This window comes from Enterococcus sp. DIV1375a, from assembly GCF_051712205.1.
Lineage (GTDB): Bacteria > Bacillota > Bacilli > Lactobacillales > Enterococcaceae > Enterococcus > Enterococcus faecalis.
This window is the reverse complement of record NZ_JBIOOM010000001.1, coordinates 357,061-372,954: the sequence shown is the minus strand read 5'-3', so window position 1 is coordinate 372,954 and position 15,894 is coordinate 357,061. Positions and strand designations below refer to the sequence as shown.

Genomic DNA, 15,894 nt, shown 5'->3' with positions numbered 1-15,894 from the left:
GAGTCCCTTTCATTAATCACTTGATATAATTACCTTTATTCAAGTTCCCACCTTTGTCATTATCGATTAACCAATGGTATATTAGAAGTAACAGATAAGTCATTTTATTTGAAAAAGTGTTTGGGAAATGTTTGGGGAGGAATGTTTATGTGTCAACCGCAGGAAAAAAAGAAAGAAATTTCCGTTGCTAAGTTACGTTATCGTTTTGAAGTACCAATGATTATCATTGGTTTTGTTTTATTGTTTTTCGCATTGGGGTTAGTTGCCTTATTAATATTGAGTGATTTGCCGATTCCTGACTGGTTATTAATTGTCTTAATTGCACCAATTGCGCCAGTCATTGCTTTTTTTACCATTCGTTATATGTACATGGACACTGCTTCTAACGGAGTGGAAATTACAGAAAATCAATTACCAGAAATTTATTCCTTGTATATTGATTTAGCAAAAGAAATGGGCTTTGGCACTAAAAAATTAAGGATGCCACGTCTTTATTTAATCAACGGGAATGGTGTCTTAAACGCTTTTGCGGCAAAATGCTCTTTACACAGACGCTATGTTGTCATTCACAGTGATTTGTTGGATATCGCGTACAATACAGGCGATTTTTCGCTGATTCGCTTTATTTTGGCACACGAGCTAGGACACCATAAATGTGGACACACTAATTTATGGCGGCTAATGTTATCCATTATTTTGAAACCAGTTGCGTTAGATAAAAGTTTTACAAGAACGCAAGAATATACCGCTGATCGCGCAGGTTTATACTACGCCGAAGAAGGTGCTTTAAGCATGATTTATTTATTTTCAGGAAAATACATGGGCAGTCGTGTGGATTTAGAAGAATACTTTCACAGTATTGATTTACATGATGATACCATCTGGCTTAAATTGAGTAACTTCTTATCCGATCATCCTGTTGGCTTTCGTCGAATGCAAACATTGAAAAAAGCCAAAGATACTGGCAATTGGGACGTTCATGGGAATTTTTTCTAGCAAGAGCCAACCATCATTAAATAAATGAACAAATTCTTCTTTGGTGATATTTACAAAGTAGTCTTCAAAGTTAAACGCTGCTAATGCTTGCCAAATTGATGAATACTGATAGTCCACACCTAATAAAGCTGCAACGATTTCCGCTGTTTCTTTTTTGGCAAAGTAATCACCATAAATCGTTAACTCAATTATTTTACCTTTTTCAACAGTCAAACGTGCATCCACGATGCCGCCTTTAAACTTTTCTTCTTTTTTGATCGTAAATTTAGGCGCTTCACCAAAAATCCAAGCTTCATTGCCATACACTTCAGCGACCAATTTCCTAATTTCCTGTTGATCTGCTTTGGTTAGGACATATTCTTTCTCCGCAATTTCAGTTAGAGATTCGACATCAAAGAGCTCCATCAGTAAACGATTGCGAAATTCCTCAATGGTTAATTGTTGATATTTTTCGTCTAAGTACGGCCGTAAATTGGTTACGCGTCCCCGAACAGATTTTGTCCCTTTTGATTCAATTTTTTCTTAGAAACAGTTAAGACACGTTGAACTTCTGCCAAATCAACATCATACATCAAGGTACCATGAGTATACATCTTCCCCTTTTTTGTATACATGGCATTGCCAGAAAATTTTTTCCCATCAATTAATAAATCATTGCGACCGCTAATCTCGGCCCCCGTTGCGCCCATTTTATGTAATGCTTCAATAATGGGTTTAGTGAACGCTTTAAAATCCCCAAAAGCTTGATGTCCTTCCTGAACAACAAAACTAAAGCTGACATTCCCGAGATCATCATAAACAGCACCACCGCCCGATAAACGGCGAGTAATAACGATTCCCTTCTCTCTAGCATAAGCTAAGTCAATTTCTTCATAAGCATTTTGATTTCGGCCTAAAATAACACAGGGTTCCTGAATATAGAACAACACTAAGGGCTCTTCAAAAGAGAGAGTGTTTAATAGATAATCTTCCGTTGCTAAATTTTCACGAATATCTCGTGACTGCATTATGACATAACGCATAAGGTCGCCCCACTTCTTTTTCTTCTAGTGTATCACTTTCTTTCAAAATTGGTTCACTAAACGTCTTCTCTGGCCATTCTCAAAAGCGGATGATTAACAAAAAAACGAACGTGGGACAACAATCACTTTGGATGTTTGTTCCACGCTCAAAATCTAATAAACAGCAATTACAGAACTGTTTAGCTTTTTAGTCTAACCAAGTTACTACTTCTGAAACATCTCGTCGGACTGTTTCAAAGCCGGGTGTTTGAGCTTTGCCAATCGGAATAATCAGTCCGTTCACTAAATGATCCTCAATATTAAATAACTTGCGAACCGCTTCTGTTTCAAAACCAGACATCGCCACAGTATCATAGCCTCGATCTTTTGCAGAAAGCATCAGCTGCATCGCAACTAAGCCTTGGTCTAACATTAGCCACTCTCTTTTTTGTTCTTCGCTAACATCATAGTACCAAGAAACATTTTCATTAATTCCTTGACGAATTTCTTCCGTCATCGTTCCTTGTGCGACAGCTTTAGCACTGATTTCATCTGCATTGGCCACTGTATAAGCAGTCAAATCACCTAATAAAATAATCACCGCCGCTGCCCCTTTAACTGCTGGTTGTTGCATCGAAACTTCGTAAAGGGCTTCTTTTTGTTCTTTTTCTGTGACAATTAAAAAACGCCATGAATTTAAATTGGTACTATTTGGCGCGAACATCGCTTCCTCAATTATGGCCATTAATTCCTCTTTAGGAATCTCAACATCTGGCATAAAATCCCGAACTGAGCGGCGGCTGCGAACAACATCTTGATACATCATATTTCTTCTTCCTTCCTCTTACCTTACTTGACATAGTTATTATTACTCACTATGATGGAGAAAAAAAGTACGCACTTTTTATTCACCTAGGAAGAAAAAAGTAACCATTACGTGTCACAAGGAGAAACTATGACAACTGATAAACAAACCAGTATCAACTTAGCCCTTTCCACCATTAACGGCAAATGGAAATTATCATTAATGGATGAATTATTCCAAGGAACCAAGCGCAACGGTGAATTGATGCGTGCGCTCGACGGAATCACTCAACGCGTCCTGACAGATCGCTTGAGAGAAATGGAAAAAGATGGCCTAGTCCATCGAGAATCCTTTAACGAACTGCCCCCGCGTGTGGAATATACGCTCACTTCGGAAGGATATGCTCTTTACGATGCCCTCTCTTCACTTTGCCATTGGGGCGAAACATTTGCACAAAAAAGAGGTCGGGACAGAAGTGTTTAACTCAGAGAAATAAGAAGGAATTTCCGAAAATTGTTCTATAATTTTTGGAGAATTTCGGCTTATTTCCGAAGGAGTTGCTTCTGTTCCCGCCGTTTATCAATTTTTAAGCCTGGGACAAAAATCCAAAGTGATTTTTGTCCCAGGCTCTTTTTTATCTATTTTGGGTATTATGGGTAAACTTAAGATATTTTTGAAGTCCTTCTCGAATTGAATAAACGGGCGAAAAACCTAAGCCTTTCAAAGCAGAACTATCTGAAAGAGAATATTTTATATCGCCATCTCGTTCCTTTTGATAAGAAACTGGCAAAGAAAGTCCCACTAATTGGTTCATTTCTTCAATTAATTGATTAAGTGAAATGGCAACTTCGGTACCCACATTATAAACGTGTCCCAACGCTTCATTTTTGGTTGCTACTAAATCTAATGCAGTTAGGACATCCTCAATGTAGATAAAGTCACGTGTTTGCTGACCATCTCCAAATATTTGAAATTGGCTCGCTTGCCCTTGCTCTAATTGGATATAACGATCCATCAAAATGGACAGGACACCAGAATAGGGTGAAGCAGGATTTTGATTGGGACCATAGACGTTAAAGAAGCGAACTGCACTCGTGGGTACCCCATGTAAATGGTATTCATTGAGAACATAACGTTCAGCAGCAAACTTATCAATAGCATAGGGACTCAAAGGGCAAATCATCGAAGTTTCTCTTTTAGGCAACGTTGGCTCTGCACCGTAAACGGCTGCCGACGAAGCAAAAACAAAACGTTTGAGCTCTTTTTGATATTTTTTTATTGATTCCAATATTTTCAATACACTTAAAAAATTGACCTCATGTGTCTCTAGAGGCTGTGCCACAGAACTTGCCACGCTTGCCACGGCCGCAAGATGAAAGATATACTCAAACGAATGCTTTGAAAGTACTTCGTCCAATAATTGCTGATCCGTCACACTTCCTTTAATAAAAACCAACTGCTCAGTTTGTTGCAAATTTGACACTCGCCCCATGGACAAATCATCAATCACAAAAACTTGATACTGTTGACTATAAAAATTAGCCAAATTAGAACCAATAAAGCCAGCTCCTCCAGTAATTAATAGTTTCTTCACCTCTTTGCTTCCTCTCTTTTTTTTAATTTAATTCCACTTTTTTCGTGTTATTTTCTCTTTGGAATAAAAAAATGCAATATCGAATGAACACATAACTTACAATAGCCACAGCTAATAACAGTTCAAAAGTAGACAAAATATTTAACAGACTCGTTAGGCCTACCTTTTCTGCAAATAAAGGTTTAACTTTGACTAATGCTGTCGCAGAAATCACTAATGGGAATGTAAAGGCAGCATAACTTGGATAGAATGTCACTTGCATAATTTTATATAGATTCACAACTACAATCCCATAAATACATTGAGACAAAATTAGCAAGAAAACAACTAATGGCATATACAAATGACCACCCATTGAAATATAGCCAGCTAAACATAACGAACCTGGCGCTGTCATAATCGTCAATAAAGGAATGGTCGATTCAGGCATTTCTTTCGACTTCGTAATTCTCTTGATTAAAATTGGTAACAAGAGTAAATAAAAGAACAACGCTACCCAAAAAACAATTTTTCCCAACTCATTGATAAACAATTGAGAAGTATTAGGAATAACGCCAATGCCGACAAACGTAATAAACCAGCTTGGATAAATATGTTCCAGTTCGATTTTTGTTGGAAAAATATGCACCGCTACAAAATAAATCATTAAAATAAAATGTAAAATCACTGCGCCAATCCACAACACGTTAATCCAAGCAGCATTGGTAAATATCCGATCTAAGAAAACACAGATAACCATTAAAGCCATTGTAAATGTTGGTGATACCGAAGCAATAATTGGATCATCTAAGGTGCTTAATGCATGTTTCATTGTAAAAATAATTTTTAAAATAACTAAAATCATTAAGAGACTGCCAAGTACACAATAAATGGTCCCAATTGTTGCATATCCCAAGGAATAAAGTAAATTCCCCAAAGAAACCATCCCTAAAATTAGTCCACAAATGGGAATCGGGACTTTCCGCAAGAATTTTTTCGCACTTTCTACCATTATGTAGTCACACTCCGTCTTTATTTATTATTATTGATATTAATCAAAAGTATGTTATTATACTAAATGAAATATTTATATTTGTAAAATAAATATTTGCAATACCAACTATTAAGATAGCAAATAGAAAGAGGCGATTTTATGTTCGAATGGATCAAAACATTTATTGCTGTGTATGAAACCAAAAATTTTAGTGCGGCGGCCAAACAATTGTATATTTCTCAGCCAACTGTTTCTTTGCAAATCAAGAAATTAGAGCAACACTTTTCGATCAAGCTGTTCTATCGTAATGGAAAACAATCGGTTATTCCTACCAAAGAAGCTGATTTTTTATATCCAAAAATGCTCTCGATTATTGAAAGCTTAACCACTTCTTTTGCGCAAGCTGCAGAAAAAGAGAACTTTAAAGAAGACTGCATTATAGCCTCTTCAAATACAGTTGCTATTTATTTACTGCCAGATATTATGGAGAGTTTGGTTACCGCTTTTCCACTCATCAACTTTTCAATTCAACTGATGAATTCAAACGAAGTCGTGGATATGGTTCAAAATAATCATGCCCACATTGGGCTAATTGAAAAACCCATTGAAACCAAAAATCTACACAAAGAAATTGTTTATGAAGACCAACTAGTTCTAGCAGGAGATGCCGCTTCAAAATTTTGGCTCTTAAGAGAAAAGAACTCTGGCTTACGTTTTTTCAATGAGCTTTATCTCAATGAACACAGCATCAACTTACCAATTATCGAATTAAACAACAACGAAGTCCTATTACAATTGCTAAAAAATAACATTGGGCAATCAATTGTTTCTCGATTATCTATTTCCGATGAGATCCCTTGGCAACCAATTGATCAGTCCTTTGCTTCTCGAAAAATTTTCATTGTCCAGACCGATCACCATGCCAATACTTCCTTCTCTGAAGTTTATAACCGAATCGTTGAAAAAATTCGTGAACGACAAGCCTAAAAAACAGGAGAACGACTTAGCTTTCGCTAAATCGTTTTCCTGTTTTTTATTTATCAGTTTCCTCTACCAATTCAAATTCAAAAGGTTCTAACTCAAATAGTTGGTGTAAAATTTGCTGGGTTTCTTGGAACACTTGTTGTGGCTCTTTACACAAAAGAGTGCTTTGAATGGTCTGTTTTTTTGATTGAAAAAGAATTCTCGTTTCCTCTTCCTTAAATACAACTTGATGAGTTTCCTTTTCAAACACCGTATATTCTTCGAACATTTCCATAACTAATTTTTGACGAAACCCTTCTTTGAGTGCTAATAAAGTTACTAAATCTGCAACGGTTAGTGTTTCTAACGCAATTGTTTCATCTTCTACATGAACAAGATAATTCGTACACTTCACATTCGGACAGGCATTGCAGCCGCCATTAATCAAATCTGAGGTAGTTGTTATTTTCACCTGTTTCATCTTAATCCTCTTCTTTCCTACTTTTCGAGAAAAACACAAGGGGTCTCCTCAAAAATATTCAATAAAATATGATTAACTTCTTGAAAGACTTCTTCGTGATTCCGGCATTGTTTTTCCATTACTAAACGCAGATCATTCACAACAAAAGTCAACGTCGTCGCTTGTTGGGAAACATGTATACAACGGTTGCCTTTAACAAAACATTCTGTTTGTTCTTCAATGAATGGTTCTTTTTGATAGCCATATGCTGAAGCGACACATTCCAGGATTTCGTAGATTTCTATTTTTGGAAGTTCATAGCTAAAGCTACCGATAACTAGTTGAAAACAGTTCGGCTGTTTTTCATTATTGCTTGCATAATACACTGTTGTCGTTGTCATTTTGCCTCCTTATCTTCTCTATTTTCCTACTCTTATCATAACAAAAAAAGCACGCTTCCCTTATTTAAATTGTTAATAAAGACTATTACAGATTGGTATAACCACACCCGAAAAGTTAGTGATATAATTCACTAAGAAAGAAATATTACAGAAAGAAGAGATGAACGATGAAAGTATTTAACAAAAAAGTCGCAATTATTGGTACTGGTTTTGTTGGCACAAGTATTGCCTATTCCATGATCAACCAAGGGATTGCGAATGAATTAATCTTAGTTGATATTGACAAAGCCAAATCTGAAGGCGAAGCAATTGACTTATTAGATGGTGTGTCTTGGGGTCAAGAAAATGTAAACGTCTGGTCTGGCGACTATCAAGACTGCCAAGATGCCGATATCGTCGTGATTACAGCTGGCGCTAATCAAAAACCTGGGCAAAGTCGTCTAGATTTGGTTTCAATCAATGCAGAAATTATGAAAACAATTGTTAACAATATCATGAAATCTGGTTTTGATGGAATTTTAGTGATTGCCTCAAATCCTGTCGATGTACTGACTTATGTGGCTTGGCAAGCTTCTGGTTTACCTGTTTCAAGAGTAATTGGAACTGGTACAACTTTGGACACAACTCGTTTCCGCAAAGAACTGTCTCAACGTTTAGCGATTGATCCACGCAATGTTCACGGCTATATTATTGGCGAACACGGGGATTCTGAAGTGGCTGTTTGGTCTCATACCATGATTGGTACCAAGCCTATTTTAGAAATTGTGGATACGACAGAGCGCTTAACTAGTGACGATTTACCAATCATTTCTGATAAAGTGAAAAATACAGCTTATGAAATTATCGATCGCAAACAAGCGACCTATTATGGGATTGGTATGAGTACTGCACGCATTGTTAAAGCCATTTTAAATAATGAACAAGCTATTTTACCTGTCTCAGCTTACTTAGATGGGCAATATGGGCAACAAGATGTATTTACAGGGATTCCTGCAGTCGTTGGCAATCAAGGTGTGACTGACATTATTGAATTGAATCTAAATGCTTCTGAAAAAGAACTCTTCCAAAAATCAGTGACACAATTAAAACAAGTGATGGCATCGTTACAACCGAACGCTTAGTAATTTTTAACTAAAAATAACACTTCAACTAAATTATTCTCTACCAAAATAGATTCTAATTCCCCTTTATCGTTCTTTTTGGTACCATGAAAGAAGAACTTCAACTAAAGCAGAAATTAGGAGGACAAAAAATGGTAATCCAAGGAGATACGTTAGAAAATAGCGCACGTCGTTTATTGCAAGAACGTGGCGTAACAATGAATGATTTAGCTGAACTTGTGTTATTTTTACAAAAAGATTATATTGATAATTTAACATTAGATACTTGTTTAGAAAGTATTGATGCAGTGTTAACAAAGCGTGAAGTACACAACGCGATTATTACAGGTGTCCAACTGGATATTCTGGCAGAAGAAAACAAGCTACTCTCACCGTTACAAGAAATTTTAACGGAAGATGAAGGGCTTTATGGCATTGATGAAATTATGGCGCTCTCCATTGTAAATGTTTATGGATCTATCGGTTTTACGAACTATGGGTATATCGACAAGGTAAAACCAGGCATTTTAAAAGAGTTAAATGCGCATGATGGCGAACATGTCCACACATTCTTGGATGATATCGTGGGCGCAATTGCGGCTGCGGCTGCCAGTCGGTTGGCTCACTCACAACCAGATTTAAGTGATATTACTAAATAAAAAAACTTGCCTCTTCTCATAAAAATGAAGAGGTAAGTTTTTTTATTTAGTTTTATTTGCTGGACTTCTCACAAGCTTTCTACTTAACAGTAATTATTTGCCGTGTTATGTTACAGTCAAGAATAAACAGCTAAAGGAGGTTATCTAGAAATGAAAAAGTTTTTACGTGTATTTTTAATTTTTATTGGAGTATTCTTTCTTGCAAGTTGCGGTTCAAAAATAGAGACAAATTGTAGGTTCGCCACAAGATGGGATTGATTCCACCTTAACCTATACGTACCAAGGAGATAAAGTCTTAACGCAAACGGCTAAAAACATTGTTTCTTATGACAAATTGGGGATTACAAAAGAAGAGGCAAAAACAGCGTTGGAACCCGTTTCTAAACAATATGAGGACATCAAAGGGCTTAATTACAAACTGACCTATGAGGACAAACAAGCCATCGAAAAATTGACGATTAATTATGAAAAACTTGATTATGATAAAGCCAAAAAAGTAGATGGTATCCAGATTGATGGAGATTCTTCTAAGGGAATTAGCATGAAGAAAAGCCAAGAATTGGTGGAGTCACAAGGTTATACAGAACAAAAATAATAAAAGAAAGCGTGCGACAATGGGCATTGTTGCACGCTTTCTTTTGATTATTTAAATCGATGTTGCCATCTTCACTGCTTGAATTGGGTCAAAATGATGGACAGAGTAAACGACTGTACCGGCTTGCCAAACTACTGAGTTTCGATTATAGTCAGTGGTTCCTGCCACGTTCAGTGTGATTTGACCAACGGTATTCGGTGCTGGTAATGTTTCTTGTTCCAAAATGTTGACAACATTTTTCGCTAAATCATCAGGCGATTCACCATTGATATTTGAGGCCCGTACGACTAAACTCCAATTGCCTTCTTGCCAAGATAAGTAACTAGAACCTGCCGCCCCTTGTTTATACCCAGTAATATTGTAACCTAAATCTACTGGTTGACCGCCATTGTCAATGATTTGGTTCACTGCATTTTTTGCTTCGGCATCAGAGCCATATGTTTTTTTCTCAAAAGAACTAATTGGCGTTAACTGATTGACACGTGCATCATTCACTGGAATCGCTTCTTTTTCTGCATAATATAAAACACGGAAATTGTTTTGATCCGCTTGTGAAGTTGTCGCTGCAGTTAAAAAGTTATTCGTTTGACTCGTTAAAATTGCCTGCGGTAAGCCTTGACCAGGAAACATGTTTGCTAGCTGGTTAAGCACTTGCTTGGCTTGGTCATCTGGATTCGCATTTTTCGCTGGTGATTGTTTTTCTGCTGAGCCATTATTTGCCGCTTCCTTCGTAGAAGAAGCTGTTGCTTTCGAATCAGCTGTCGTTGTTCCTGACGGTTTCGCATCACTAGATTTCGTTGCTGCTTTGCTACTTGATTCTTTTGTAGCAGATGCTTTTGTACTCTCGACTGTGGTACTTTCCGCAGCACTGGAACGACTATCCGTATTTTCTGTACTTTTTCCGCCGCCGCATGCTGCTAAAGCAAGGGTTAAAAGAAAAGCACTAGAAATAAGCCCTATCTTTTTCATAAGAATTCCTCCTTGTTTTCCCTACCCCTATTGTACCTTAATCATGTGTATCCGTCACTTGTTTGTGTTTCGTTCTAGTTGGTTTAAATAACAGAAAGTGGACGGTAGGATTCGAACCTACACCTCAACATTGAGCAAGAATAAACTACTGTTAGTCTCTATGAGTTTAACACCACGTTCATCCACCTATTTGATTGATCCTTTGTATCATAACTTAGAATAATTAAATTGCCTTTAAGGAGCTTCAAAGATTATATGAAGAATTGTAAAAAATCTGTGACGAAAAAACGATTGAACCAATCAGCAGAGACACTGAGGTTCAATCGTAACCAATTGTTTAATTATCTGAAAAAACTCACAATTCAACGTTAGTCCCTGGTGCTTTTTTGTTTTCCCCTTGTTGTTTTTTTAAGAATATCCCCAGAATGACGGTAATAATAGGGCAAAGCAATGGGAAAAAGGCATACGGTAAGTATTCTAGTGCACCAACTTTTAACGTTCCCATAATGAAGGTACCACTAACTCCCCAAGGAATTAACGAGTTGACTGCCGCCCCAGCATCTGCCAAAGTACGAGTTAAATATTTTTTATCAATACCTAAACGAGTAAATGAGGATTTAAATGTTTCCCCTGGTAAAATAATTGACAAATATTGTTCGCCAACTAGTAAGTTAATTCCCACAGAACTTAAGGCAGTTAAAGCGATTAATTTGGCTGGATTATTCACATAGCCTTTAATTTTATCAATTAAAGTAGCCACGATGTTAAACTTAATCAACAAGCCGCCCAAACCTAATGCCAAAATAATCAACGCAGCAGAACCTAACATGCTTTCAATCCCACCACGAGATAAAAGTGTATCAATACTTTGGTCCCCTGTATCTGCCACATAGCCACTCATTAAAACGGTAGAAACTTTCGCTAAACTTAGGTGATGATCATTTATAAAAGCTAAGATGACCGCCACTGTAGAGCCGACTAATAACGTTGGAATAGCCGGTACCTTTTTCCAAGCGAATAAGAATAAAACCGCTACTGGCAACAATGTAATCGGTGAAATCCAGAATCCTTGATGTAACGTTTGGACCATTGCATCAACCGATTGTAAATCCGCCGAGCCAGATTGATGCCCCAAGAAGATATAGCCGACAATCGAAATAATAAACGCCGGAATAACAGTGTACATCATGTTTAGTATATGTTCAAAAAGGTTCACGCCACCAATTCCAGCAGCTAAGTTTGTTGTATCAGATAACGGTGAAATGTTGTTCCCCAAAAAGGCACCTGAAACAACTGCACCAGCTGTCATCGCATTGTCGAATCCAAGAATATGTCCAATACCTAGAAAGGCAATCCCCATAGTTGAAACAGTCGTAAAGGAGCTCCCTACCGTCACACCAACTAGTGCACAGACCACAAAAACGGTTGGTAAGAAGAACTTCACTGAGATAATTTTAAAACCATAGACCATAATTGTTGGAATCGTCCCAGACAAGATCCAAGTAGCAACTAAGACACCTATCAGCAAGAAAATAATAATCGGAATGATTCCTGGTTTGATCCCTTCCACAATGCCCTCGTGGATCTCATCCCAAGAAAATCCTTTCCATTTGCCATAAAGCAACAACAACATGAATACAAAAAGAATCGGTATGTGAGGGGTTAATTTTTGACCAATAATTAAGTACCCGAGAATCGCTAACAAGGCAATCAAAATGCCTAAACTTTCAGCGAACGAAACAGTGGGTTTCGTTGATTTCATATGAAAACCTCCTTTTATGGAAAGCGAAAACTGAAGCAATAATCGAACTTGCTTCAGTTTCCAAACGACAATTTACTATAGTCATCAGATGAAGAGGCACTCAGCAAAATAATTGCTAGCCTTTTTATTCACCTAAATCTTCTTTTACTTCCGTTGCCCAACTTGCTTTTTTAAAGCGATTAATGATTAACGGAATCACAAACATGACAATAGTGATTAATGCAACTAAGACTGCATCAGTCACGGTTGTTGTACCTAATGTGGCGAAAATAACAATGATAACACTAAAAATTAACATTGCTGCCACTAAATAAGCTAAGCCATTACCTTTTTTACCAATTCGGTAAGGACGTAGTGTATCTGGTTGAGATTTACGTAATTTAATTAGGGAAATCGCAATCAATACATACACAATACTATAAATAATTGTTGTTGCATTTGTTAAAGTTAAGAATACAGCGTTGACATCATCCATTACCCCATAAAGTAAAGCGAATAATGAGATAACCACAGATTGTGTTAACACAACGTTACGAGAAACGCCATATTTATTTTCGCGATGGAAACCAAATTTTGGTGGCAATAAGCCATCACGAGCAACTTGAATAATTGTTTTTGATGGTCCAGTAACCCAAGCAGATAATTGTAATAACACACCTAAGAAGACCATGAAACTAAAGATATTACCAATAATTGTTGGTAAACCTAAAACGTCACAATAAAGCAAAATTGGTTGTGTAATGTTAGACAATTCCATTTTGCCATTTGGAACAATATTAGCAACAAACATTGCATTAATAACGTTTAATAAAACTAAACCAATTAATGAAATGAAAACGCCTTTTGTATAATTTTTTGTTGCATCTTTCAAACGAGGAATATAAACAGAAGACATTTCAATCCCAACAAAGATAAACGCAATCCCTGCTAGATATTTAAATGTGTCCATATTTTCTAAGTTTGGTAAAACTTTTGACCAAGAGAAGGCACCTAAATAGCCGCCAGGTGTTAAGCCTACTTTAATCATTGAAAGAAGACCTAAAACAAACATAACTAATACTGGGATGTAAACACCTAGCCAAACACCAATATTTCCGCCAACTTTCGCCATATCAAATTTCAAGTTCAAGATTGTAATAATCCAGTAAATCACTAAGATACAACCTAATACGAACCAATGATTTTCACCTAAATGAACATTACCAAATGTATTACCTAGCAAAGGGCCTAATGTAGAAGCAACCATTACCATTCCTGGGAACATTTGCACCCATAGTAACCAAGCGACAACAAAACCCCATTTGCTACCTAAGGCAGTTTTAACCCAAAGTTGAGGGCCACCTTCTTGAGGAAGCATCGTAGATAATTCACCAGATATCAATGCGATTGGACCAGCAAAGAATAAGACCGCGAAAATTGTGTAAGAAATTAATGTCCAACCAACAGCAGCAAGTGTTGGGATACTACGTACAGTTGCACACAATGCCATTGTTAAACCGATAAAAGTACCTAATTCAATTTTTTTAACTTGTTGTTTATCCAATTTTGTACACTCCTTATAAGATTTTGGATAAGGAGCATGAATGACTGTTATACGCTGAGTAAAACAGTCATTCGACTGCCTCTTACCCAGACAAAGAATTGGTTAAGAGGTTAGCCGTCTGGTTGATTTATCTCTTGAATAAATCAACCAGACCAACGTTCCCTCGTTCGGTTACCATTTCTTTTTTCCGTTTAAGATTCAATTATTTTACGTCGTAAATTTGTTCTAATTTTTCTTGTAAAGCAGCTTGAATCTTAGGAGCGTAAACATCAAATTCTTCTTTATCGTTCATGTATGGAGTCATTACAGCAGCACGTAACACAGTTACTTTACCTGCACGGTTCCATTCTTCGTCACTAAATCCTAAGCTGTTTACAAATTTTAATGGGCTGTTGCCATAATCTGGAATAGCAAAGTCAGTATGTGAAGTAATGAATTCGTTGTTGTAAATATTTCCTTTAACGTATGATGCATAGTCATATACATCATGGTTTAATTTGTTCATTGCTACTAAATCATCGTTGCCTTTTTCTTTAAACACATAGTCAACCATGTTGAAGTCTGGATGAGTCAATGTGTGGACTTCGATTTCTTTGTCGCCAACTTTGAATGTTAAATCATTCAAGAAGTTATAGAAGTGATGTGATCCTTCAATTGAAGCACCAATTAATTTACCATAACCTGCAACGTTTAAAGGTAAAACGTGATGTGCAGCCCATACAGAAGCAGCTGTTGCACCAGCTTTTGAACCTTCAAGGATATAAGCACCTAGTAACGCAGGAATATCGGCACCTTTTTCAAATACGTAAGTTGCGAAGTAAGAAATAACGTCGCGCATACGGATATCTTGGATAACGATACCACCAGCTGAATAAGGGATATAACCCATTTTATGAGGGTCAATTGTTACTGATTCTGCTAATTCGATTGCTTTATATGCATCGTACACTTCTCTTGAAATGTGTTCTTTTTTCTCTTTGAAGACACCGTATTCTTCGTGAACATCTTGTAAATCTTCGTAAGGGATGAAGTTGTTGTCTTCGTCTAAGAAGATGGCACGTCCATAACCACCATAAGCAGCATCAACGTGTACATAATAGTAAATACCGTCTTTCATTAATTCATCGCGTAAAGCAATAATTTTATCGATTGAGTCAACGGCACCTTCTTCAGTAGAACCAACTACACCGACAACACCTAGCACTGGAATTTGTTCTTCTGCTAAGCCACGAACGATTTTTTCTAATTCGTTGATATCCATACGGTAGTTATGGTCAACTGGTACTGGGATAACTTGATCTAAACCGATACCGATAATATCAGCAGCTTTTAACCAAGAATAGTGTTTAGTTTGTGGAACTAACCATTTACCGATTGCTTGTAAATGTTTACCTGAACGAGCTGAATGAGCTTTGATTTCATCAATTTCATCTTCAGCTGATTCTAATAAGTCCATAATTTCTTTTGTTGGCATGTTCAATAGTTCCCAATCTGATTTGCCAGCAACTAATTCTGGTTTTACTTCTTTCATAGCAAATGGTAATGATTTAATGTTACGGGCATACCATAAGCCTTCTAAGTTAGCTAAAGAACCATCAGCAACGATGTGTCCCCAACCATTTTTGTAGCTCATTAAGTGAGCAAATTCATGTCCTACTTCTTCTTCCATTTGAGAAGTTGCTGGAGAAGATTCATAGGCAACGTTGTTCCCGTTCCATAGCATTGCAAAGTTGTAAGCTAATAGAGAAGGCATTAATGTTTCTGAGTTCATATGTCCCCAATATCTACCTGCTGTATGCCATGGAACTGAATGTGTACGCATGCGAGAAGAGATTTCATTCAATACATCTTTCATATGGTTGACAGTTTTTTCGTAGCTTTCAGATGTGCGTTCTTGAGAAGAGATAACTGGCATGTCTTGTGGCATGTAGTTTTGACGCCATCCTAAATGTTCATCTACTAAGTCGATCAACAAGTCTTTATATAATTGTCCGTTTTCGGCTTTGTCCCCAATGAATAGTGCATTAAGGTTCATTTCGCCTTTTGCTAATTTTTCGTTTTTCATACGAAAAT

Annotated in this window: 14 protein-coding genes and 2 pseudogenes; 6 read left to right on the top strand and 10 right to left on the bottom strand. The window is 36.9% G+C overall.

The features are described from left to right. Window positions 1–141 precede the first annotated feature (141 nt). The gene (locus IGJ63_RS01895; RefSeq protein ID WP_101732025.1) at window positions 142–996 is read left to right on the top strand and encodes a M48 family metallopeptidase; all 855 of its coding nucleotides are present in this window, start codon (window positions 142–144) and stop codon (window positions 994–996) included. Here the strand turns inward: IGJ63_RS01895 and IGJ63_RS01890 are convergent. Together IGJ63_RS01890 and IGJ63_RS01885 are read right to left on the bottom strand one after the other, a co-directional pair. Next, window positions 904–2,018: pseudogene (locus tag IGJ63_RS01890) on the bottom strand (lipoate--protein ligase). The gene IGJ63_RS01895 and the pseudogene IGJ63_RS01890 sit on opposite strands and share 93 nt — an antisense overlap. Before the next feature lie 187 nt (window positions 2,019–2,205). Continuing rightward, window positions 2,206–2,823: a nitroreductase family protein gene (locus IGJ63_RS01885; protein WP_002355466.1), complete on the bottom strand. Its 618-nt coding sequence runs from the start codon at window positions 2,821–2,823 to the stop codon at window positions 2,206–2,208. A 111-nt stretch (window positions 2,824–2,934) separates the two neighbouring features. Here IGJ63_RS01885 and IGJ63_RS01880 point away from each other — a divergent pair, with 111 nt between their 5' ends. Next, on the top strand, window positions 2,935–3,285 hold the full coding sequence (locus tag IGJ63_RS01880) for a winged helix-turn-helix transcriptional regulator (protein ID WP_002415976.1): 351 nt from the start codon (window positions 2,935–2,937) through the stop codon (window positions 3,283–3,285). Window positions 3,286–3,436: 151 nt separating this feature from the next. Here IGJ63_RS01880 and IGJ63_RS01875 read toward each other — a convergent pair whose 3' ends face one another. Together IGJ63_RS01875 and IGJ63_RS01870 are read right to left on the bottom strand one after the other, a co-directional pair. Beyond that, window positions 3,437–4,396, bottom strand: coding sequence for a GDP-mannose 4,6-dehydratase (locus tag IGJ63_RS01875; RefSeq protein WP_101732026.1), 960 nt, complete (start codon window positions 4,394–4,396; stop codon window positions 3,437–3,439). A 22-nt stretch (window positions 4,397–4,418) separates the two neighbouring features. Continuing rightward, on the bottom strand, window positions 4,419–5,387 hold the full coding sequence (locus tag IGJ63_RS01870) for a TDT family transporter (protein ID WP_002355462.1): 969 nt from the start codon (window positions 5,385–5,387) through the stop codon (window positions 4,419–4,421). A gap of 141 nt (window positions 5,388–5,528) precedes the next feature. Between IGJ63_RS01870 and IGJ63_RS01865 the strand changes: the two genes are divergently transcribed. Continuing rightward, window positions 5,529–6,356 carry a LysR family transcriptional regulator gene (locus IGJ63_RS01865; protein ID WP_002355461.1) on the top strand — a complete coding sequence of 276 codons (828 nt, stop codon included), beginning with the start codon at window positions 5,529–5,531 and terminating at the stop codon, window positions 6,354–6,356. Window positions 6,357–6,402: 46 nt separating this feature from the next. On the opposite strand, the gene IGJ63_RS01860 is transcribed toward IGJ63_RS01865, so the two are convergent. Further along, the gene (locus tag IGJ63_RS01860; RefSeq protein WP_101732027.1) at window positions 6,403–6,813 is read right to left on the bottom strand and encodes a DUF4809 family protein; all 411 of its coding nucleotides are present in this window, start codon (window positions 6,811–6,813) and stop codon (window positions 6,403–6,405) included. A 17-nt stretch (window positions 6,814–6,830) separates the two neighbouring features. Continuing rightward, window positions 6,831–7,193, bottom strand: a complete 363-nt coding sequence (locus tag IGJ63_RS01855; RefSeq protein WP_002382941.1) for a DUF4809 family protein — start codon at window positions 7,191–7,193, stop codon at window positions 6,831–6,833. A gap of 167 nt (window positions 7,194–7,360) precedes the next feature. On the opposite strand from IGJ63_RS01855, the gene IGJ63_RS01850 reads away from it, so the two are divergent. The 3 genes and pseudogenes from IGJ63_RS01850 to IGJ63_RS01840 all read left to right on the top strand — a co-directional run bounded on the left by IGJ63_RS01850 (window position 7,361) and on the right by IGJ63_RS01840 (window position 9,547). After that, the gene (locus tag IGJ63_RS01850; protein ID WP_101732028.1) at window positions 7,361–8,314 is read left to right on the top strand and encodes an L-lactate dehydrogenase; all 954 of its coding nucleotides are present in this window, start codon (window positions 7,361–7,363) and stop codon (window positions 8,312–8,314) included. 131 nt (window positions 8,315–8,445) lie between these two features. Beyond that, on the top strand, window positions 8,446–8,952 hold the full coding sequence (locus tag IGJ63_RS01845; RefSeq protein WP_010710809.1) for a phosphatidylglycerophosphatase A family protein: 507 nt from the start codon (window positions 8,446–8,448) through the stop codon (window positions 8,950–8,952). 150 nt (window positions 8,953–9,102) lie between these two features. Beyond that, window positions 9,103–9,547 (top strand): annotated as a pseudogene (locus IGJ63_RS01840) (YehR family lipoprotein). A gap of 51 nt (window positions 9,548–9,598) precedes the next feature. Here the strand turns inward: IGJ63_RS01840 and IGJ63_RS01835 are convergent. The 4 genes from IGJ63_RS01835 to tdc all read right to left on the bottom strand — a co-directional run bounded on the left by IGJ63_RS01835 (window position 9,599) and on the right by tdc (window position 15,886). Beyond that, the gene (locus IGJ63_RS01835) at window positions 9,599–10,516 is read right to left on the bottom strand and encodes a hypothetical protein (protein WP_101732029.1); all 918 of its coding nucleotides are present in this window, start codon (window positions 10,514–10,516) and stop codon (window positions 9,599–9,601) included. Between the two features lie 355 nt (window positions 10,517–10,871). Continuing rightward, window positions 10,872–12,278, bottom strand: a complete 1,407-nt coding sequence (nhaC, locus tag IGJ63_RS01830; protein ID WP_002419959.1) for a Na+/H+ antiporter NhaC — start codon at window positions 12,276–12,278, stop codon at window positions 10,872–10,874. Between the two features lie 124 nt (window positions 12,279–12,402). Then, window positions 12,403–13,821 (bottom strand): tyrosine-tyramine antiporter, encoded by a 1,419-nt coding sequence (gene tyrP / locus IGJ63_RS01825; protein ID WP_002355453.1) that lies wholly within the window; start codon window positions 13,819–13,821, stop codon window positions 12,403–12,405. 202 nt (window positions 13,822–14,023) lie between these two features. After that, entirely contained in the window at window positions 14,024–15,886 is a 1,863-nt protein-coding gene (tdc, locus tag IGJ63_RS01820) for a tyrosine decarboxylase (protein ID WP_002355450.1), read from the bottom strand. Window positions 15,887–15,894 lie beyond the last annotated feature (8 nt).